Raw genomic sequence first — 16,187 nt, 5'->3', positions numbered from 1 at the left:
GAGTGAAAGACGCTCAAGAAACTTATTGGAGGCTACATGCCCACGTTCTTCGGTCCGGCCGATCAGGGCGGAAACTTCGAAGACTTCCTTGCCCGGTTCCTGCAGGGCCGGCAAGCCGATGCGCCGGGCGGCCCGGTCGACATCACCAAGCTCCTCACCCGCAGCACTCACGAATTGCTCGGAGACGCCGCGCAGTACGCTATCGCTCACGGCCACGCCGATGTCGACGTCCTGCACGTGCTGTACGCCATGACCCAGCACGAGGCCATCGCCGGCCACATTCGCACGGCCGGCGGCTCGCCCGAAGCCGTCGCCCTGGCCGCCGAAAAGCGCCTCCCGGAAACCTCCGAAGGCCCGGCATCGGGCAATCCGTCGCTCACACCGGCCATGCAACGATCGTTGTTCGACGCCTACCGGGTTGCCCGCGGCTATGGATCCACGTATATCGAACCGGAGCACTTGTTCTTGGCATTCCTGTTCGGTCAGGAGTCCTCGGCCGGTCGGGTCCTCGCGGCCGAAGGGGTGACGCCGCAAAACCTCGCTGCCGGACAGCAGCAAGAAGCGACCGGTGAACGGCCAGGCGCCGGCAACGACTCGAACACGCCCACTCTCGACCAGTTCGGCGTGGATCTGACGGCCTTGGCCGAGAGCGACCAACTCGATCCCGTCATCGGCCGCGCCGATGAGATCGACCAGGCCGTCGAGGTGCTGGCACGTCGTACCAAGAACAATCCGGTGCTGATCGGCGAAGCCGGTGTCGGCAAGACCGCAATCGTGGAAGGGCTCGCCCAGTTGATTGCCGCCGGCGATGTACCGGCCCAATTACAGGACAAGCGCGTCATCTCCCTCGATCTGCCGGCCATGCTGGCGGGCACCAAGTACCGCGGCGACTTCGAAGAACGACTGACGAAGGCCATTGACGAAATCACGGCAGGCAAGGGCAAATACATCGTCTTCATTGACGAGGTTCACTCGGTGCTGGGCGCCGGGGCCGGCGGTGACGGCGGAATGGATGCCGGCAATATTCTCAAGCCCCGGCTTGCCCGCGGCGACCTGCACCTGGTCGGCGCGACGACGCTCGCCGAATACCGCAAGGTCGAAAAGGATCAGGCTCTTGAACGCCGATTCCAGCCCATTCACGTCGACGAACCGAACGTCGAGGATGCGGTTCAAATCCTTGCCGGTCTCGCCGGCCGGTACGCCGACCACCACGGCGTCCACTACACCGATGAAGCAGTGCGCGCAGCCGTCGAGCTGTCGAACCGGTACATTTCGGACCGATTCCTTCCGGACAAGGCGATCGACTTGATCGACCAGGCCGGTGCACGGCTCACGTTGCGACGAGGCCCACGCGTCGACGTGGCCGCACTGAACAGCGAGATCGAGTCGCTGGAATCCGCGAAATCGGCGGCGGTGGCTGAAGAAAACTACGAAGAGGCGTCGCGGCTGCGCGACGAGGCCCTGCGCGTGAGCGCGAAAATCGCCGAGGCTGATACCGCTGCCGACGACGGGAACCGTACCGTCGACGTGCAGCAGATCGCCGAAGTCATCTCCCGGACGACGGGAATTCCGGCGGCGCAGCTGACCGAGACCGACCGTGCCCGGCTGGCGCATCTGGAAGACGATCTGCATGGCCGCGTCATTGGTCAGGACGACGCCGTCACGGCCATCGCAAAATCGGTGCGCCGCAGCCGCACCGGCATGAGTGACGAGAATCGGCCGGTCGGCTCGTTCTTGTTCCTCGGACCGACGGGCGTCGGGAAGACCGAACTGGCCCGGGCGCTCGCGCAATCCCTCTTTGGCGACGAAGACGCCATGACGCGTTTTGATATGAGCGAGTTCGGCGAGCGCCACACCGTCAGCCGCCTGGTCGGGGCCCCTCCCGGCTATGTCGGCTACGACGAGGCGGGCCAGCTGACCGAGCGTGTTCGCCGGCGTCCGTATTCGGTCGTGCTGCTCGACGAGGTTGAAAAGGCCCACCCGGACGTGTTCAACCTGCTGCTGCAGGTGCTCGAGGACGGCCGGTTGACCGATGGCCAGGGCCGCACCGTCGACTTCCGCAATACCGTCATCATCATGACGTCGAACCTCGGCTCGGAGTTCCTGACAAGCCAAATCGGCACCATCGGCTTCGCCCCAGAAGGCGAGGACGCCGGCAGCACCGAACGAGTGCGGAGCCGCGTGATGGGTCGGCTGAAGGAGACAATGCGGCCGGAATTCATCAACCGCATCGATGAGATCGTCTTGTTCAGCAAGCTCGACAAGGCGCAACTGCGTGAAATCGTGCGACTGCAGCTGCAATTGACCGAACGCCGGCTGCATGCCCAAGGGTTCGGTTTGCGGGTGGACGATTCGGCGGTGGATTGGATCGCCGAGCACGGCTATCAGCCCGAATACGGCGCACGGCCGCTCCGCCGCGTGATACAGCGCGAACTGGACGACCGGATCGCCGAGTTGCTCGTCGCTTCCGAACTGCACGAAAGCCAGCGCGTCGAGGTGAGCGCGGACGGCGACCGGCTCGCCGTCCGGGTGGCCCGTCCGATCGCTGCCTGAGAGACGCCGATCGCCGAAGCGGCTTCGTCAATCGAAGTGCGGCTCGGCGGTCGGCGTCCACAGCATGCCGACGATCGCCGAACCCAATACCGCATTGCCGAGGAACAGCGCGGCAACCAGCGGAGCGGGTTCGGCGCTTTGCGGTTCACCGGCGAACATGCCGATGGTGAAGAGCACGTTCAAGACGGCAAGCACTGTGCCAAAAAAGCGGGCCATTGCCCGTCCGCCGGCGATTTGTCTCGTCATGACGAGCCACAAGGCGACCTCCGTCGCGGCAAGCATGGCCCAGGTCGGAGCCGTTTCGCCCGCGGCCTCCAACGCCGCCAGCAGGCTGCCGAAACTGACGACGGCGCCGAGTTTCATCAGCCGCACGGCCCACGTCACCGATGCCGGCCGGGACGGCGATGCCGAGCGCTGCCCTCGTGCTGTGACTAACTGACCGGCACCGGCATACATATGCGTGTCATCTCCCCGCAGACGAATCCACTGATTTCATCGTACGCCCGGAACCGGCCCGGACGGCTAGACTTGAAGGTGCCGACCGATAAGGACGCGAGGGACACGATGACCAGCGATCAACCGACCAAGCGCGAGCGTTATGTGGAACGGGAGCGCGCGGCCGAGAAGAATTCACCTGCCACGCTGCACGACCGGTTCGTCGGAGGCGTCATGGCAGCGGCAGCATGCGCCATCGTGCTGATCCCGACAATTCTCAGCGCACACAATTCCCGCTACATCGCACTCGTCGCGTTTCTGGTGCTGATCGGTATGGCCGTGTACCGCTACGCACGCGGCGGCGTCACGAACGTGTTCCGTCCGAATGCCTACGACGGCGCGGTCGTCGGAATGTGGCTCGGCGCGTTTTTCAACATGATCGGCGGCGTGCACATCTTCGGCATCCTCAACCCGATCGCCGTCGTGGGCCGCATTTTCGTGTTGATCGTCTTCAGCCTGATCGCCGGCGGCCTGACCTGGATGCTGCGGCGCACCGGGCCGGCGAAGTCCCGCGCCTCGGCTCACACTATCGAGTAGCCGCCGTCGATGACCACGTTCTCGCCGGTCACCATGGCCGCCGATTCTCCGGCCAAATAGCCGATCAGCCCGGCAATTTCGTCCGGCTGGGCGAAGCGGCCCACGGGGATCTTCGCCTTCATGTCCTCACCGACCTTGCCCGCCCAGGCCTTCTTCCCCAGCGCCGTCTCGACGACTGTAGGCGAGACCGCATTCACCGTGACGCCGGTGTCGGCCCACTCGGCGGCCAACACGCGCGTCATCCCGACGATGGCAGCCTTGCTGGCGCAATACGCCACGTGCTTGTCGAGCGATACGACCGATGCTTGCGAGGCCAGGTTCACGATGCGGCCGTAGCCACGGCTCGTCATTTCCCGCCCGGCCGCCTGCGCCATCATGAAACCGGCAGTCAGATTGACGTCCATTGTCGAGTTCCAGTCGGATTTGTCCATGTCGAGCGCCTTCGCCAGCCGGACGATGCCCGCCGAGTTGACCAGAATGTCAGCTGCCGACAGCCGCCGGACGACCTCCGCGATGATGCCGGACGGCGCGTCGTCCGCGGTCACGTCGGCCTGGATGGCGATGTGACCCGATCCCGGGAGTTCCGCAACGGCCCGGCCCACGTCATCGCTCAAGTCGACGCCGGCCACCCGTGCACCGCGCTCGGCGAAATGCTTGGCCACGGCATTGCCGATCCCGCTTGCGGCGCCCGTCACAACCGCCGCGCGCCCGGAGAATTCCGATCCGATCTGCTCATCCATTATTCTCGATCTCCCTTCGTCAGCCCCGAGAATGTTCGGCAATCGTACAACTGTGCACCCCTCGCGTAAACGGATGTTTAGCAGCGTCGATCGCGCCGTCCGCGCGGATGCACCCCTCTATTGACACACGATCTGACCGGCATAGTGTGGCGCGTAACACCCCATAGAAGGAACCAGATGATGCAAGACATTCCCGCCACCATGCAAGCGGTCGTATGCCACGGCCCCGAGAACTACCGGCTCGAAGAACTGCCGGTCCCCACGCCGGGGCCCGGCGAGATGCTCCTCAAAGTCGACGGCGTCGGAATTTGCGCCTCGGATTTGAAGTGCTATCACGGAGCAGCGAAATTCTGGGGTGACGAGAACCGGCCGGCGTGGGCCGAGTCCGAGGTGGTGCCGGGACACGAATTCGCCGGCACGATCATCCAGGCCGACGACGAAGCGCTGACCCACCACGGGGTCGAACTCGGCGATCGGGTGACGTGCGAGCAAATAGTCCCGTGCGGCACTTGCCGTTATTGCCGGCGCGGCCAGTACTGGATGTGCGCCCCGCACGATATGTTCGGGTTCAAACGCGCCACGCCCGGCGCGATGGCCGAGTACCTCGTCGTGCCGAAGATCGCGCTTCCGCACAAGATCAGCAAGGATCTGCCTCCTGCCCATGCGGCATTTGCCGAGCCCCTGTCGTGTTCGCTGCACGGCGTCGAGCGCGCAAACATTCAATTCGAGGACGTCGTCGTGGTGGCCGGTGCCGGCCCCATCGGCCTGGGGATGATCGCCGGAGCCAAATCGAAAAACCCGATGACTGTCGTGGCGCTCGACATGGTCGACGAGAAATTGGAGCTTGCCCGGAGGTGCGGCGCCGACGTCACCGTCAACATCGCCACGCAGGACGCCGTCACAGTCGTCCGGGACCTCACGGACGGCTACGGCGCGGACGTCTACATCGAAAGCACCGGACATCCGTCGGCTGTGGGGCAAGGCCTGGGACTGCTGCGGAAGCTGGGCACGTACGTCGAATATTCGGTCTTCGGCTCGGATGTCACAGTCGATTGGTCAATCATCAGCGACGACAAAGAACTCGATGTCCGCGGCGCCCATCTCGGCCCGCATTGCTGGCCGGCGGCGATCGCCATGATCGAATCCGGCCGGCTGCCGATGGACGACATCTGCACGGATCAGTTTCCGCTTGAGGACTTCCAGGCCGCGCTCGATCTGGTCGGCGACACGAGCGGCCGCTCGGTCAAAGTCTCGTTGCTGCCTGCGGGCGCGAAATAGGAAGGTCGCCTCATGAGCTCAACTGTTCCCCGTCCCGAGACTCGTCTCGATCGAGTGGGCATTCCCCACTCGCTTCGCTGGGGATTCCTGGCAGTGCTGATCTTCATGACCGGCAACGGCGTCGAGTCGAACTTCATCGAGCCGCATATGGTGCACGCGCTCGGCGACAACACAGCCAACATCGTCGCGGTCATCATCAGCATGTACAGCCTCGCCGTGCTGATCGGCTCGTACTTGTCCGGCGCACTGTCGGACCTTTTCGGTCCACGGCGGATCATGCTGCTGGGCTTCATCGTCTGGATCGTCTTCGAGGCGTTGTTCTTGGCAAGCCTGTCGATCGCGTCGGTTCCGCTGATTTTCATCACCTACTTCCTGCGCGGGTTCGGCTACCCGTTGTTTGCCTTCTCGTTCCTGGTGTGGATCAACGCGGTTGCGCCGTACAGCCGGAACGGAACGGCGGTCGGCTGGTTCTACGTGATGTTCACGGGCGGACTTCCCACCTTGGGCTCGCTCATTGCCGTGTTCACCATTCCGGCGTTCACCGGCGGGTATACGGGTGAAACGTGGAGCATGGTGCTCTCGTCGTTCCTCGTCCTGGCCGGATTCCTGGTGGCCTGGTTCGGCGTCCATGAACCGCACGGCAGCCGGCGCCTGGCGCCGAAAGAGGACTCCGCATCAAAGGTGATCTTCTCCGGTGTCCTGCTGACCGGGCGCGAGCCGAAGATCTTGATGGGCTTCCTCATCAGGCTCATCAACACGGCACCGCAGTACGGCATGTTCATCGTGTTGCCGACGGTCATCGCCGACCAGCTCGGCTGGGGCCAAAGCCGGTGGCTGACCATGACGGTCGTCGTCTATGCGTCGAACATCATCGTGAACGCCGTGTTCGGGTACGTGGGCGACAAGTTCGGCTGGGTGCGCACCGTGCGCTGGTTCGGCATATTCGGGTCGTCCCTCGGCCTGCTTGCTTGGTGGTACGTGCCGCATCTCGTGCCGGCCGGATCGGACTGGGGCTATTATCTTTCCTTGGTCGGCGGCATCTCGTTCGGCGTCTTGCTGGCCGGATTCGTGCCAATGGGCGCGATCATGCCGGCGCAAACTCCCGAGCACAAGGGTGCGGCAATGGCCATGTACACGACTGCTGCCGGGGGCGCGGCGTTCCTGGGCTCCGCGGTTGTGGCGATCGTGCGGCCGTGGGGCGGCGGCGTCGGCACCGTGTGGGCGTTCGTTGTGCTCTACGGGGCGGCGTTCGTGATGTCGTATTTCCTGGCAGTGCCGAAGAACGATCCCGACCCCGACCTGGAGACAAGCCCCGCGGACGCAACGTAATCGGCTGTTTTCTGCGGCGTCGGCGGGACATCGAGTGGTGGCGAACGGCTGCCTGCCCAAATCGAGTGGTGGCGAACGGCTGCCCGCCCAAATCGAGTGGTGGCGAACGGCTGCCCGCCCAAATCGAGTGGTGGCGAACGGCTGCGAAATCCGCCTTCAGACGACCACTGGCCACCACTCGGCGCGGCGGGGCAGGCGCCCGTGCTCGACGCGAAGGGTCAGGTCCGCGGGCGCAGCGTGAGCGACTGCTCGGCGCGCCCGACCGGGCCGTCGACGTCGTGCAACACCGTCGACGTCAGCCCGACCCCTTCCGGGCCGAACACGACCGACGTGTCCAGTCCCACCCAGGGGCCGGACGGCGTCCGATGCAAGTGGATGGTCAGGTCCAAATTCGGAAATAGCCATTCGTCCGGCGATTGGCGCACGGCAATACCGTTCGTCGTGTCGATCAAGGCGAGGTACTCGGCCAGTGGGCTGACTCTCTCGTTGTCCACCAATTTCGCCCTGCTGGCGATCCACGCCGTGGCGCGCCCCGGCTCGGGGTCGCGGACGGCGCGCAGCTCGAGCGACTGGATGTATTCGCCGGGCCACACCGATGTCAGCGGCCAGGGTTCGATGGTCTCCGGCGCCGGCAGCCTGTCCGGTTCTCCGCCGGCAACACTCGACGTGTCGGCCGACGCGAGCCGCCATACCCGCGCGCGGACGGCGGCGCGGCCATTCGACGTCACAGTCACCTCGAGCAGCTCAACCGTCTTGCCGGGCCGGACGACGTCCACGCTCACGTCGAAGTCGTCGAGGGTGAGCACACCGAGGATGTCGATGCTCAGGCGCGAGATTTGCCGTCCGTCGTCACCGCGGGCCGCAACGAACTTTTCAACAGCGTGCGCGATGAGCCCGCCCATTGGACTGATGTGCTGCTCGGTCGGCGTCCACGCGCCGCCGGTGAGCGTGGTGGGACGATACGTCGTCGAGTCCAGGTGGGAGAAGTAGCTGGTGGGTGCGGAAGTCACTACGCCAGATTACGGGCGCCCGCGGCGAGCCCGGCACGCGGTAGGGTCGTCGCAAGATGGCGCCACCGCCGACGATCCCACATGCGAGGAGTTTGTTCCGATGCCCGACACCCGGCCGAACGTCATACTGGTCTGCGTCGACGAATGGCGCGGCGATTGTCTCTCCGCGGCCGGACACCCGCACGTGCAGACGCCGCATCTCGACGACCTGGCGCGCCGGGGCACCCGATTTGCCAACGGCTATTCGGCGACACCGACGTGCGTGCCGGCCCGGGTCGCACTGTTCACCGGGCAGTCTCAAGAACGGCACGGACGAGTGGGGTACACGGACGGCGTGCCATTCGATGTGGCACATCCGGTCACGCTCCAGGGCGAGTTCCGCAAGGCCGGCTATCACACGCAAGCGATCGGCAAGATGCACGTGTTCCCCGAACGGTCCCGTTCCGGATTTGACGACGTCGTTCTGCACGATGGGTTTTTGCATTTTGCGCGCCGAGCGCACGGCCGCAACTTTCCCTACTTCGACGACTACGTGCCGTGGCTCCGTCGCCAGCCGGGCGTCAGTCCGGATGAGGACTATTTCGATCACGGCGTCTGCTGCAATTCCGTTGTCGCCCGGCCGTGGGACAAGTCTGAGCGGCTGCACCCGACGAGTTGGGCGGGCGGCCAGGTTGTCGATTGGCTGTACCGCCGCGATCCGACGAAGCCGTTCTTCTTGTATTTGTCATTCCACCGGCCGCACCCGCCGTATGATCCGCCGCAGTGGGCGTTCGACACGTACATGGATCTTCCCGAGCGGGAGCACCCGGTCGGCAATTGGGAGCACCATTACGATTCGGTGCGTTCGGACGACGATCATACGACGTTCGTCGGAACTCTCGCGCCGGGCGTGCGCCACCGCGCGAGGGCCGGCTATTACGGCTCGATGGCGCATGTCGATCTGCAGATCAATCGGCTGGTGGAGACGTTGATGGAATTCGGCGTCTACGACAACACGGTCATCGCGTTCACGAGTGATCACGGCGAGATGATGGGCGACCACGACATGTACCGGAAGGGAGTCGGGTTCGAGGGCTCGGCACATGTGCCGTTCATCGTGGCCGGCGCCCCGAACGATGACGGCGTCGGCAAAAATCAGGTGGTCGACGACGTCGTCGAACTACGCGATATCGCGCCGACGCTGCTCGACCTGGCCGGACTCGAGGTGCCGGAGAGCTGCGATGGCCGGTCTCTCGTGCCGTTCTTACGCGGCGACCAGGTGCACGATTGGCGCGATTGGTTGCACGGCGAGCACACATTGTTCGGCCAGTCGCTGCAGTGGGTGACGGATGGGCACGTGAAATATCTGTGGGCGTCGGGATGGGGAACCGACGAATTGTTCGATCTGGATTCCGACCCGGGTGAGTTGCGGAACCTGGCAGACGACCCGGAGCACGCCGAACTTCGCGACCTGTGGCGCAGCCGGTTGATCGGCGATCTGACCGGGCGTGAGGAGGGATTCGTCCGGGACGGCGACCTGGTGGCGGGCGCGGCAGCCGTCGAGATCCTCGGGCACACCCGTACGCGGTTGGCCGAAGCAGGCGTTCCCGGCTACGGGGATGATTCGGTTCGGCCGCGGTAGGCGGCCGACTCGAAGCCGTGTCCGACCGCTGAGTCGTCACCCGAGCCCATTAGGAATATACTGTCGTTACGACAGTAAATTCTGAAGGGGCTCTAATGAGATTTGATGGCAAAACGGCGTTGGTCACGGCGTCCGGCGCGGGGATCGGCGCCGCAATAGCAGCGCGATTGGCCGGCGACGGCGCAGCAGTGGTCGTCTCCGACGTCAACGACGAAGCGGGGCACGCAGTCGTCGACGAAATAATCGCGGCCGGCGGGAAGGCCGCCTATCGTCACGCGAACGTTGCCGACGAGCATGACGTAGCGGCACTCATCGAATTCGCGATTGACACATTCGGCGGACTGGACTTGGCCGTGAACAATGCTGGGGTCGGAGCCATGCCGAAACGCTTGAACAAGGTCACCGTCGAGGAATGGGATCGTGCAATGGCCGTCACGTTACGCGGCACCTGGTTGTCCATGCGGGCCGAACTCGGCAGCTTCATCGCCTCAACGGGCGGCAACATCGTCAACGTCGCGTCGATCGCCGGATTGGACTCGACACCGAATCTCACTCCGTACGGCGCCAGCAAGCACGGCGTCGTCTCGCTGACGCAGTCGGCTGCTATTGAATACGCGACCGAGGCAATTCGCATCAACGCCGTCGCTCCGGGAGCAATCGAAACGGCCGCGCTGGCATCATTGCCGGACGAAGACAAGGCCGGCTACTCCGCAAAAGTCCCGATGAGGCGGCTGGGGAAGCCGAAAGAAATCGCTGACGCGGTAGCGTGGCTGCTCTCGGACGAGGCGTCGTTCATCACCGGAGTCACCATCCCGGTCGATGGGGGCACGATCCATGCCGGATGACACGAACTCGATGTCGCCGCTTCCGTACCGGTCGCAGCCGCTGGCGGCCCTGCTCGACGTATTCGCCATGTGGGGGTCCGACGGGTTCATCGGCGCCCTGTCGCACTCGGCCGGGCACGACCTCGAACCGACAAGTGTCGTTGCCATCACCGTATTGGCTCGGGGCGGCCCGATGCGACCCTCGGCGTTGGCCGCGCGGTTACGTGTCGGCGCATCGAATATCAGCAAGATCAGCTCGCATTTGGCAACCCGTGACTTGATCGCGAAGTCCGCCGATCCACACGACAGTCGCGCATCCTTGTTGGACTTGACCGCCACGGGCAGGGAATTCATGGCCGACCTCGTCCGCCGGGGCGACGCGATGATGAACGAAATACTCGGCGGTTGGACCGATACCGACCGCCGCGAACTCGGCCGGCTACTCGCCGATTTCGAGCGCGACGCCGCTGCCTACGCCAAAGCACTCAATCCCGACATCTCACGGTAAGGACACACGCATGACACGTACCTACGTCATCACCGGCGCCGCTTCCGGCATCGGCAAGGCGACAGCCGAATTGCTCGGCGAAGCCGGGCACCGCACCATCGGCGTGGACCTGAAGGACGCCGACGTCACAGTTGATTTGACCAAGCCCGACGACCGCGAGCGCATGGGCCGAGAAGTCGGCGAGCTCTCCGGCGGCGTCGTCGACGGCGTGGCGGCCATCGCCGGCTTGAACGCACCGATCGCCGCGACCGCCGCCGTCAACTACTTCGGCACGATCGCCACGCTCGAAGGTCTGCGCCCGCTCCTGTTGAAGTCCGCAGCGCCGCGAGCAGCGGCCGTCGCCTCGATGGCCTCGATCCAATCGGCCGATGACGCCCTTGTCGACTCGATGCTGGCCGGCGACGAACCTGCCAGCCTGCGGCGAGCCGATGCGTTGCAAGAACGCGGCGGCTCCGAAGCGTACCACATCTACTCGTCGAGCAAGCGTGCGCTGGCGCGCTGGATCCGGCGCACTGCACCGACCGAGGCATGGGCCGGGGCCGGCATCCCCGTGAATGCCATTGCGCCGGCAGTCGTGCTCACTCCGATGACCGCCGAACTTGTGGCGACCCCCGAAGGGCGCGCCGGGCTCACCGAGCAGGTGCCGATGCCGTTGAACGGCCCGATGGATCCCGTCGTGGCGGCGCGGCTGCTGTCCTGGCTCCTCGGCGAGGACAACTCCCATCTTTGCGGGCAAGTCGTCTTTGTGGACGGCGGCTACGACGCCGTCACGCGCGGCGATTCCGTGTGGTAACGCAGCTGCGCGGCCGAGCGTAGCCGATGGGCGCTACCGCAGGACTACCGTGCGACTGCCGGCGGCGAACACACGGCCGTCGCAGTGCCACCGGACCGCTCTGGTCAGTGCAGCGACCTCGGCGTCCCTGCCGATGGCGACGAGGTCCTCGGGCCCGTACGTGTGGTCGACGTCGATGACCTGCTGAGCAATGATCGGACCTTCGTCCAGGTCGGCAGTGATGTAGTGCGCCGTCGCTCCGACCATTTTCACGCCGCGCTCATAGGCTTGGTGATAGGGCTTGGCGCCCTTGAACGCCGGCAGGAACGAATGGTGGATGTTAATGCATTTGCCGGACAGCCGAGCGCTGAGCTCATCGCTGAGCACTTGCATGTACCGGGCCAGGACGACGAGTTCGACATCCAGATCGTCCAGCAGCGATTCAAGGCGGGCCTCGGCCTCGGGTTTCGTGTCCTTGGTGACCGGAATGTGGTGGAACGGGACACCGTGCCACTCGGTCAGTTCCTGCTGGTTCCGGTGGTTCGACACTACTGCCACAATCTCGGCGGACAGCTCGCCGATCCGGGACCGATAAAGCAGATCAGCCAAGCAGTGCCCGGACTTCGAGACCATGATCACGATGCGCGGCTTGGTGTCGCGGCGTTCAAGCTTCCAGCGCATTTCGAACTTCTCGCCGATCGGTTCGAACGCCTTTCGCAGCGTGTCGATATCCGACGAACCTCCTTCCGAGGCCACGTGGACGCGCATGAAGAAGTGCCGCGCGCGCCAGTCGTCGAACTGCTTGTTCTCGATGATGTCGCAGCCGTGCCCGGCCAGGAATCCCGAGACGGCGCTGACGATTCCCGGGCTTTCCTCGCAGTCCAGAGTCAGGACGTGTTCGGCTGCCTGCCGGGCTGCCGTATGCGCGGCATCGGTGGTCGTGAGCGTCATATCAGGCTGCCTCGGCGAATTCGGCCATGCCATCGAGCAGCCAGCGGCCCAGGTAATCGGCGAACGACGACCGCGGCATCACATGAAACGCATCTCCGACGCGCCACAGCAGCACCGGCGTTTTACCGAGCATCGTCGAAGCCACGGCGCCGTCGCCAAATGCACGAGGGTGCAAGTCGATGGCGCAACTCTTTTCCAGCACGGCACGGGCCGACGGTCCGGACAGTTCGAAGGTTGTCCTGTTCGCCGAGACGTCTGCGACAAGACCGGGCCCACCATCCCGCGCCGCGGTCAGCGCATCAAGCGGATCGACGGGGTCCATCGCCTCGTCGGCGTCGGCGGAGCAGTTCTCGACGACGATGAACTCGTCGGGCCCCTGCGGCAACACCGAGTATTTCTCGCCCGCCGCCGCCAGACCGCCGCGAACCGGCAGCCGCGCGCCGAGGACATCGGCCATTGAGCTTGCTGCGGCTCCGCCCGGGTCGACGCGCACCGCGATCATCGTGACGAACGGAATCTCCCGCAAGCTCACGCCGTCCGGCCCTGTCGACGAGTAGCGCGCGAACTGTTCGGCCAGGTGCTCGGCCGGACTGTGGCGCAATTCGGCGGGGCCACCTGCGACCTTCGGCGCAGCTTCTTCCGGTGCCTGTTCGAAAGTGGTACTAGCCATCTCGCTTCGTTCCTTCCTTGTCGTAAAAGACGCTGTCGGTGATTTCGACATCCATCAGGACCCCGTTCACCGGTGCCGTCACGATGTCGCCGAGACGGTGGTGGCCGTCCTTGATCAACGCCAACGCGAACGACCGGCCCAAGTTGGAGCTGAAGTAGCTCGAGGTCACGTGGCCGATCATCGGCACCGGACCTTCCTCCGGCGTGATCGGCGTGCCCCTTTCCACCAGTTGCGCCCCCTCGGGAAGGCGGAACGACTTGTCCGCCGGAAATAGGCCGACGAGTTGTTTGCGTCCCGTACGCTCTTGATCGGCCCGACTGAAAGATCGCTTGCCGACGAAGTCCTTCAGCTTGGACACGATCCAGCCCATCCCGGCGTCGTACGGCGTCACCGTTCCATCGGTATCCTGGCCGGCGATGATGAGTCCCTTTTCGGCGCGCATCACGTGCATGGACTCGGTACCGTATGGCGTGATGTCGAATTCTGCTCCGGCCTCGGCGACGTCTTCCCACACGCTGCGCCCGTACCAACCGGCCACGTTGATCTCGAACGAGAGTTCGCCATTGAACGAGATACGGCAAATGCGTGCCGGCACACCGGAAGCCAGTGTCGTCGTCCTGAATTCCATGAATTTGAACGCATCCTGCGACACGTCCAGCTCGGGCGCGACTTTGGCGACGACCTCCCGTGAACGCGGTCCGACGACGGCTATCGCGGTCCATTGCTCGGTGACCGACGTACAGTGCACGTCCAACTCGGGCCACTCGGTCTGCAACCATTCTTCGAGCCAGTCGAGCACGCGTGCCGCTCCCCCGGTCGTCGTCGTCATGAAGTAGCGGTCATCCGCAATGCGCAAACTGACACCGTCGTCGAATATCATCCCGTCGGCCGTACACATGATTCCGTAACGGCCTTTTCCGGGCACCAGCTTCTTGAAGCCGTTGGTGTAAATGCGGCCTAAGAATTCGGCTGCGTCCTTGCCCCAGATCTCGATCTTTCCGAGTGTCGTCACGTCCTGAAACGCGACATTGTTCCGTGCGGCGAGGCATTCACGATTCACTGCCGCGTCCATGTCTTCGCCGTCCTGCGGGTAGTAGCGGGGGCGCTTCCATTGGCCGACGTCTTCAAAGACGGCGCCGTGTTCAACGTGCCATTCATGGATCGACGTCAGCCGGGCCGGATCGAACAGCTCTCCGCGTTCGCGCCCTGCCAGCGCAGCGAAGGCGACGGGGGCGTAGGGGGCGCGGAAGGTGGTAGTGCCGACATCGCCCATGCCCACGTCGGCCCCTTCGCCTCCGGCTAAGATGCCGGCGATGACGCCTATCGCGTTGACCGCCGAGGTTTTGCCCTGGTCGCTGGCCGTACTGAGCGTCGTGTACCGCTTGACCAACTCGACGCTCCGCAAACCGGCACCGGTTGCACGCAACACGTCGGACACCGTCGAATCACGTTGCAAGTCGATGAAGTGGTTGTCCCACTGATTCGGATCCGCCGGGTTCGCCACCAGCCACAGCGGCCGGGTGACGCCGTCCCCGCGCGGCGCACCGAGCGTCGGTTCGGCAGCGTCGCCCCAGCCTGCGCGCGCTGCCGCAGCGGCTCCGGCAGCGCGCGCCGAGCCCAGGATGTCTGCAAACCGGTAGTCGCCGCGAGCCGCACCGATGACCTGTTGGTCGTCGACCGCCGTGTCCGGCACGAACGAGCAAAGCCGGTCGTTCCACGTCAGTGCGCCTTGCCGCTGGCTGTGCAAATGAACGACGGGGCTCCACCCGCCGGAGACTGCCACCGTGTCGCAATCGACCGCTTCCGTCTCGCCGGGCTCGTCGAGGCTCAGGGAGCCGAGGACGGCTCCGGCCACGCGGCCGGTTCCGTCCGGCGCGGCCACGGTATCGACCACTGCGGTTCCGGTGAGCACTCGAACATCGGCGTCTTGGGCGGCCGCGGCCGCATCGGAAAGCGTCTCGCGAGAGTCCGCGACGGCTGCCACGTCAATGCCGGCGTCGCGTAATACCGACACCGTCGCGTACGCCGAATCGTTGGTGGTGGCCACGACGACGCGATCGCCAACCGCTACTCCGTACCGGCCGACATAGCTACGCGCGGCCGAAGCCAACATGACGCCGGGCCGATCGTTGTTTGCAAACACCAGCGGCCGTTCGTGTGCGCCGGTGGCGATGACGATCTGCTGGGCGCGGATGTGCCACACCCGCTGCCGCGAGACGCCGGCGGCACGGGCACCGTGTCTGTCCGCTTCGGCGCTGCGATCCTCCAAGGCGAGGACGAAATTGCCGTCGTAGCTGCCGAACGCGGTCGTGCGGGGCAGTACCGTCGTCTCCGGGTGTGACGACAAGTCGCGGCGGACGCCGTCCACCCAATCGGCCGCCGGGAGACCGTCGATGCTATCGCCGCCGGACAACAAGGACCCGCCGAGTTCGGCTTGCTCGTCGAGCAGGATGACGCGGGCGTCCGTGGCCGCTGCCTCGGCCGCGGCAGCCAGCCCGGCCGGCCCCCCGCCGATGACCAAGACGTCGGTGTGCACGAATTTCTTGTCATACAAGTCCGAGTCGGGGTCCGGGTCGAGTCGGCCGCGGCCGGTAAGAGTTTCTACTTCGAGGCCATCGGCGGCCGGCACGACGGTGGCCGGAAGCATCGATTCCGCGACGCTTCCGGCGGTACGGATCCGGATCAACGCATTCGGCTCTTCGATACCGGCCGTGACGATTCCGCGTGGGCGGTGTCGATAGAGCGACGTGCCGACGCAGGTGCGCCCCGAGGCCAGTAGCGCGGATGCCACCGTGTCGCCGGGATGCGCCGTGACCGCAACGCCGTCGACGGTCAACTCATACGTGACGGTCCGATCGATCCGCCCGCCGTCGGGCAAGCGCCGGGAGACGGCGCGGAT

14 protein-coding genes are annotated in these 16,187 nt (G+C 65.0%); 8 read left to right on the top strand and 6 right to left on the bottom strand.

Annotated elements, in window-relative coordinates:
- Positions 1 to 36: 36 nt before the first annotated feature.
- Positions 37 to 2,553 (top strand): ATP-dependent Clp protease ATP-binding subunit, encoded by a 2,517-nt coding sequence (locus BJY26_RS07465; protein WP_179427011.1) that lies wholly within the window; start codon positions 37 to 39, stop codon positions 2,551 to 2,553.
- A gap of 27 nt (positions 2,554 to 2,580) precedes the next feature.
- Here BJY26_RS07465 and BJY26_RS07460 read toward each other — a convergent pair whose 3' ends face one another.
- Positions 2,581 to 2,937, bottom strand: coding sequence for a hypothetical protein (locus tag BJY26_RS07460; RefSeq protein ID WP_179427009.1), 357 nt, complete (start codon positions 2,935 to 2,937; stop codon positions 2,581 to 2,583).
- 180 nt (positions 2,938 to 3,117) lie between these two features.
- Here BJY26_RS07460 and BJY26_RS07455 point away from each other — a divergent pair, with 180 nt between their 5' ends.
- Complete coding sequence (locus tag BJY26_RS07455; protein ID WP_179427007.1) at positions 3,118 to 3,585, top strand: protein-tyrosine phosphatase family protein; 468 nt, start codon at positions 3,118 to 3,120, stop codon at positions 3,583 to 3,585.
- Here the strand turns inward: BJY26_RS07455 and BJY26_RS07450 are convergent.
- Positions 3,570 to 4,325 (bottom strand): GolD/DthD family dehydrogenase, encoded by a 756-nt coding sequence (locus tag BJY26_RS07450; RefSeq protein ID WP_179427005.1) that lies wholly within the window; start codon positions 4,323 to 4,325, stop codon positions 3,570 to 3,572. The two genes, BJY26_RS07455 and BJY26_RS07450, sit on opposite strands and share 16 nt — an antisense overlap.
- A 180-nt stretch (positions 4,326 to 4,505) precedes the next feature.
- On the opposite strand from BJY26_RS07450, the gene BJY26_RS07445 reads away from it, so the two are divergent.
- Positions 4,506 to 5,603 (top strand): alcohol dehydrogenase catalytic domain-containing protein, encoded by a 1,098-nt coding sequence (locus tag BJY26_RS07445; protein ID WP_372465384.1) that lies wholly within the window; start codon positions 4,506 to 4,508, stop codon positions 5,601 to 5,603.
- Between the two features lie 12 nt (positions 5,604 to 5,615).
- The gene (locus BJY26_RS07440; protein ID WP_179427001.1) at positions 5,616 to 6,932 is read left to right on the top strand and encodes an MFS transporter; all 1,317 of its coding nucleotides are present in this window, start codon (positions 5,616 to 5,618) and stop codon (positions 6,930 to 6,932) included.
- Between the two features lie 218 nt (positions 6,933 to 7,150).
- Here BJY26_RS07440 and BJY26_RS07435 read toward each other — a convergent pair whose 3' ends face one another.
- Entirely contained in the window at positions 7,151 to 7,942 is a 792-nt protein-coding gene (locus tag BJY26_RS07435) for a thioesterase family protein (RefSeq protein WP_179426999.1), read from the bottom strand.
- A 100-nt stretch (positions 7,943 to 8,042) separates the two neighbouring features.
- On the opposite strand from BJY26_RS07435, the gene BJY26_RS07430 reads away from it, so the two are divergent.
- From BJY26_RS07430 to BJY26_RS07415, 4 genes are all read left to right on the top strand, one after another.
- On the top strand, positions 8,043 to 9,563 hold the full coding sequence (locus tag BJY26_RS07430) for an arylsulfatase (RefSeq protein WP_179426997.1): 1,521 nt from the start codon (positions 8,043 to 8,045) through the stop codon (positions 9,561 to 9,563).
- Positions 9,564 to 9,658: 95 nt separating this feature from the next.
- Positions 9,659 to 10,408 carry an SDR family NAD(P)-dependent oxidoreductase gene (locus tag BJY26_RS07425; protein WP_179426995.1) on the top strand — a complete coding sequence of 250 codons (750 nt, stop codon included), beginning with the start codon at positions 9,659 to 9,661 and terminating at the stop codon, positions 10,406 to 10,408.
- A complete protein-coding gene (locus BJY26_RS07420) occupies positions 10,398 to 10,895 on the top strand; it encodes a MarR family winged helix-turn-helix transcriptional regulator (RefSeq protein ID WP_179426994.1) in 498 nt (165 codons plus the stop codon). The genes BJY26_RS07425 and BJY26_RS07420 overlap by 11 nt, the downstream gene beginning before the upstream one ends.
- A gap of 10 nt (positions 10,896 to 10,905) precedes the next feature.
- A complete protein-coding gene (locus BJY26_RS07415) occupies positions 10,906 to 11,688 on the top strand; it encodes an SDR family oxidoreductase (RefSeq protein WP_179426993.1) in 783 nt (260 codons plus the stop codon).
- Positions 11,689 to 11,721: 33 nt separating this feature from the next.
- Here the strand turns inward: BJY26_RS07415 and purU are convergent, their stop codons facing one another.
- From purU to BJY26_RS07400, 3 genes are read right to left on the bottom strand one after another with little or no spacing between them, the layout of a single operon-like run.
- Complete coding sequence (purU, locus tag BJY26_RS07410; RefSeq protein ID WP_179426992.1) at positions 11,722 to 12,618, bottom strand: formyltetrahydrofolate deformylase; 897 nt, start codon at positions 12,616 to 12,618, stop codon at positions 11,722 to 11,724.
- A gap of 1 nt (position 12,619) precedes the next feature.
- A complete protein-coding gene (locus tag BJY26_RS07405) occupies positions 12,620 to 13,288 on the bottom strand; it encodes a sarcosine oxidase subunit gamma (protein ID WP_179426991.1) in 669 nt (222 codons plus the stop codon).
- Positions 13,281 to 16,187, bottom strand: coding sequence for a 2Fe-2S iron-sulfur cluster-binding protein (locus tag BJY26_RS07400; protein WP_179429844.1), 2,907 nt, complete (start codon positions 16,185 to 16,187; stop codon positions 13,281 to 13,283). The genes BJY26_RS07405 and BJY26_RS07400 overlap by 8 nt, the downstream gene beginning before the upstream one ends.

The sequence above is a fragment of the Spelaeicoccus albus genome (assembly GCF_013409065.1).
Taxonomy (GTDB): Bacteria; Actinomycetota; Actinomycetes; order Actinomycetales; family Brevibacteriaceae; genus Spelaeicoccus; species Spelaeicoccus albus.
Note: the sequence above shows the minus strand (reverse complement) of the source record. Positions and strands in the feature narration are given on the sequence as shown.

Bases quoted from the DNA above. Each gene is read 5' to 3' on its own strand.
- BJY26_RS07450 (WP_179427005.1), bottom strand. From the start codon at position 4,325: ATGGATGAGCAGATCGGATCGGAATTCTCCGGGCGCGCGGCGGTTGTG.
- BJY26_RS07430 (WP_179426997.1), top strand. From the start codon at position 8,043: ATGCCCGACACCCGGCCGAACGTCATACTGGTCTGCGTCGACGAATGG.
- BJY26_RS07440 (WP_179427001.1), top strand. From the start codon at position 5,616: ATGAGCTCAACTGTTCCCCGTCCCGAGACTCGTCTCGATCGAGTGGGC.
- BJY26_RS07455 (WP_179427007.1), top strand. From the start codon at position 3,118: ATGACCAGCGATCAACCGACCAAGCGCGAGCGTTATGTGGAACGGGAG.
- BJY26_RS07425 (WP_179426995.1), top strand. From the start codon at position 9,659: ATGAGATTTGATGGCAAAACGGCGTTGGTCACGGCGTCCGGCGCGGGG.
- BJY26_RS07445 (WP_372465384.1), top strand. From the start codon at position 4,506: ATGCAAGACATTCCCGCCACCATGCAAGCGGTCGTATGCCACGGCCCC.
- purU (WP_179426992.1), bottom strand. From the start codon at position 12,618: ATGACGCTCACGACCACCGATGCCGCGCATACGGCAGCCCGGCAGGCA.
- BJY26_RS07465 (WP_179427011.1), top strand. From the start codon at position 37: ATGCCCACGTTCTTCGGTCCGGCCGATCAGGGCGGAAACTTCGAAGAC.
- BJY26_RS07405 (WP_179426991.1), bottom strand. From the start codon at position 13,288: ATGGCTAGTACCACTTTCGAACAGGCACCGGAAGAAGCTGCGCCGAAG.
- BJY26_RS07420 (WP_179426994.1), top strand. From the start codon at position 10,398: ATGCCGGATGACACGAACTCGATGTCGCCGCTTCCGTACCGGTCGCAG.
- BJY26_RS07415 (WP_179426993.1), top strand. From the start codon at position 10,906: ATGACACGTACCTACGTCATCACCGGCGCCGCTTCCGGCATCGGCAAG.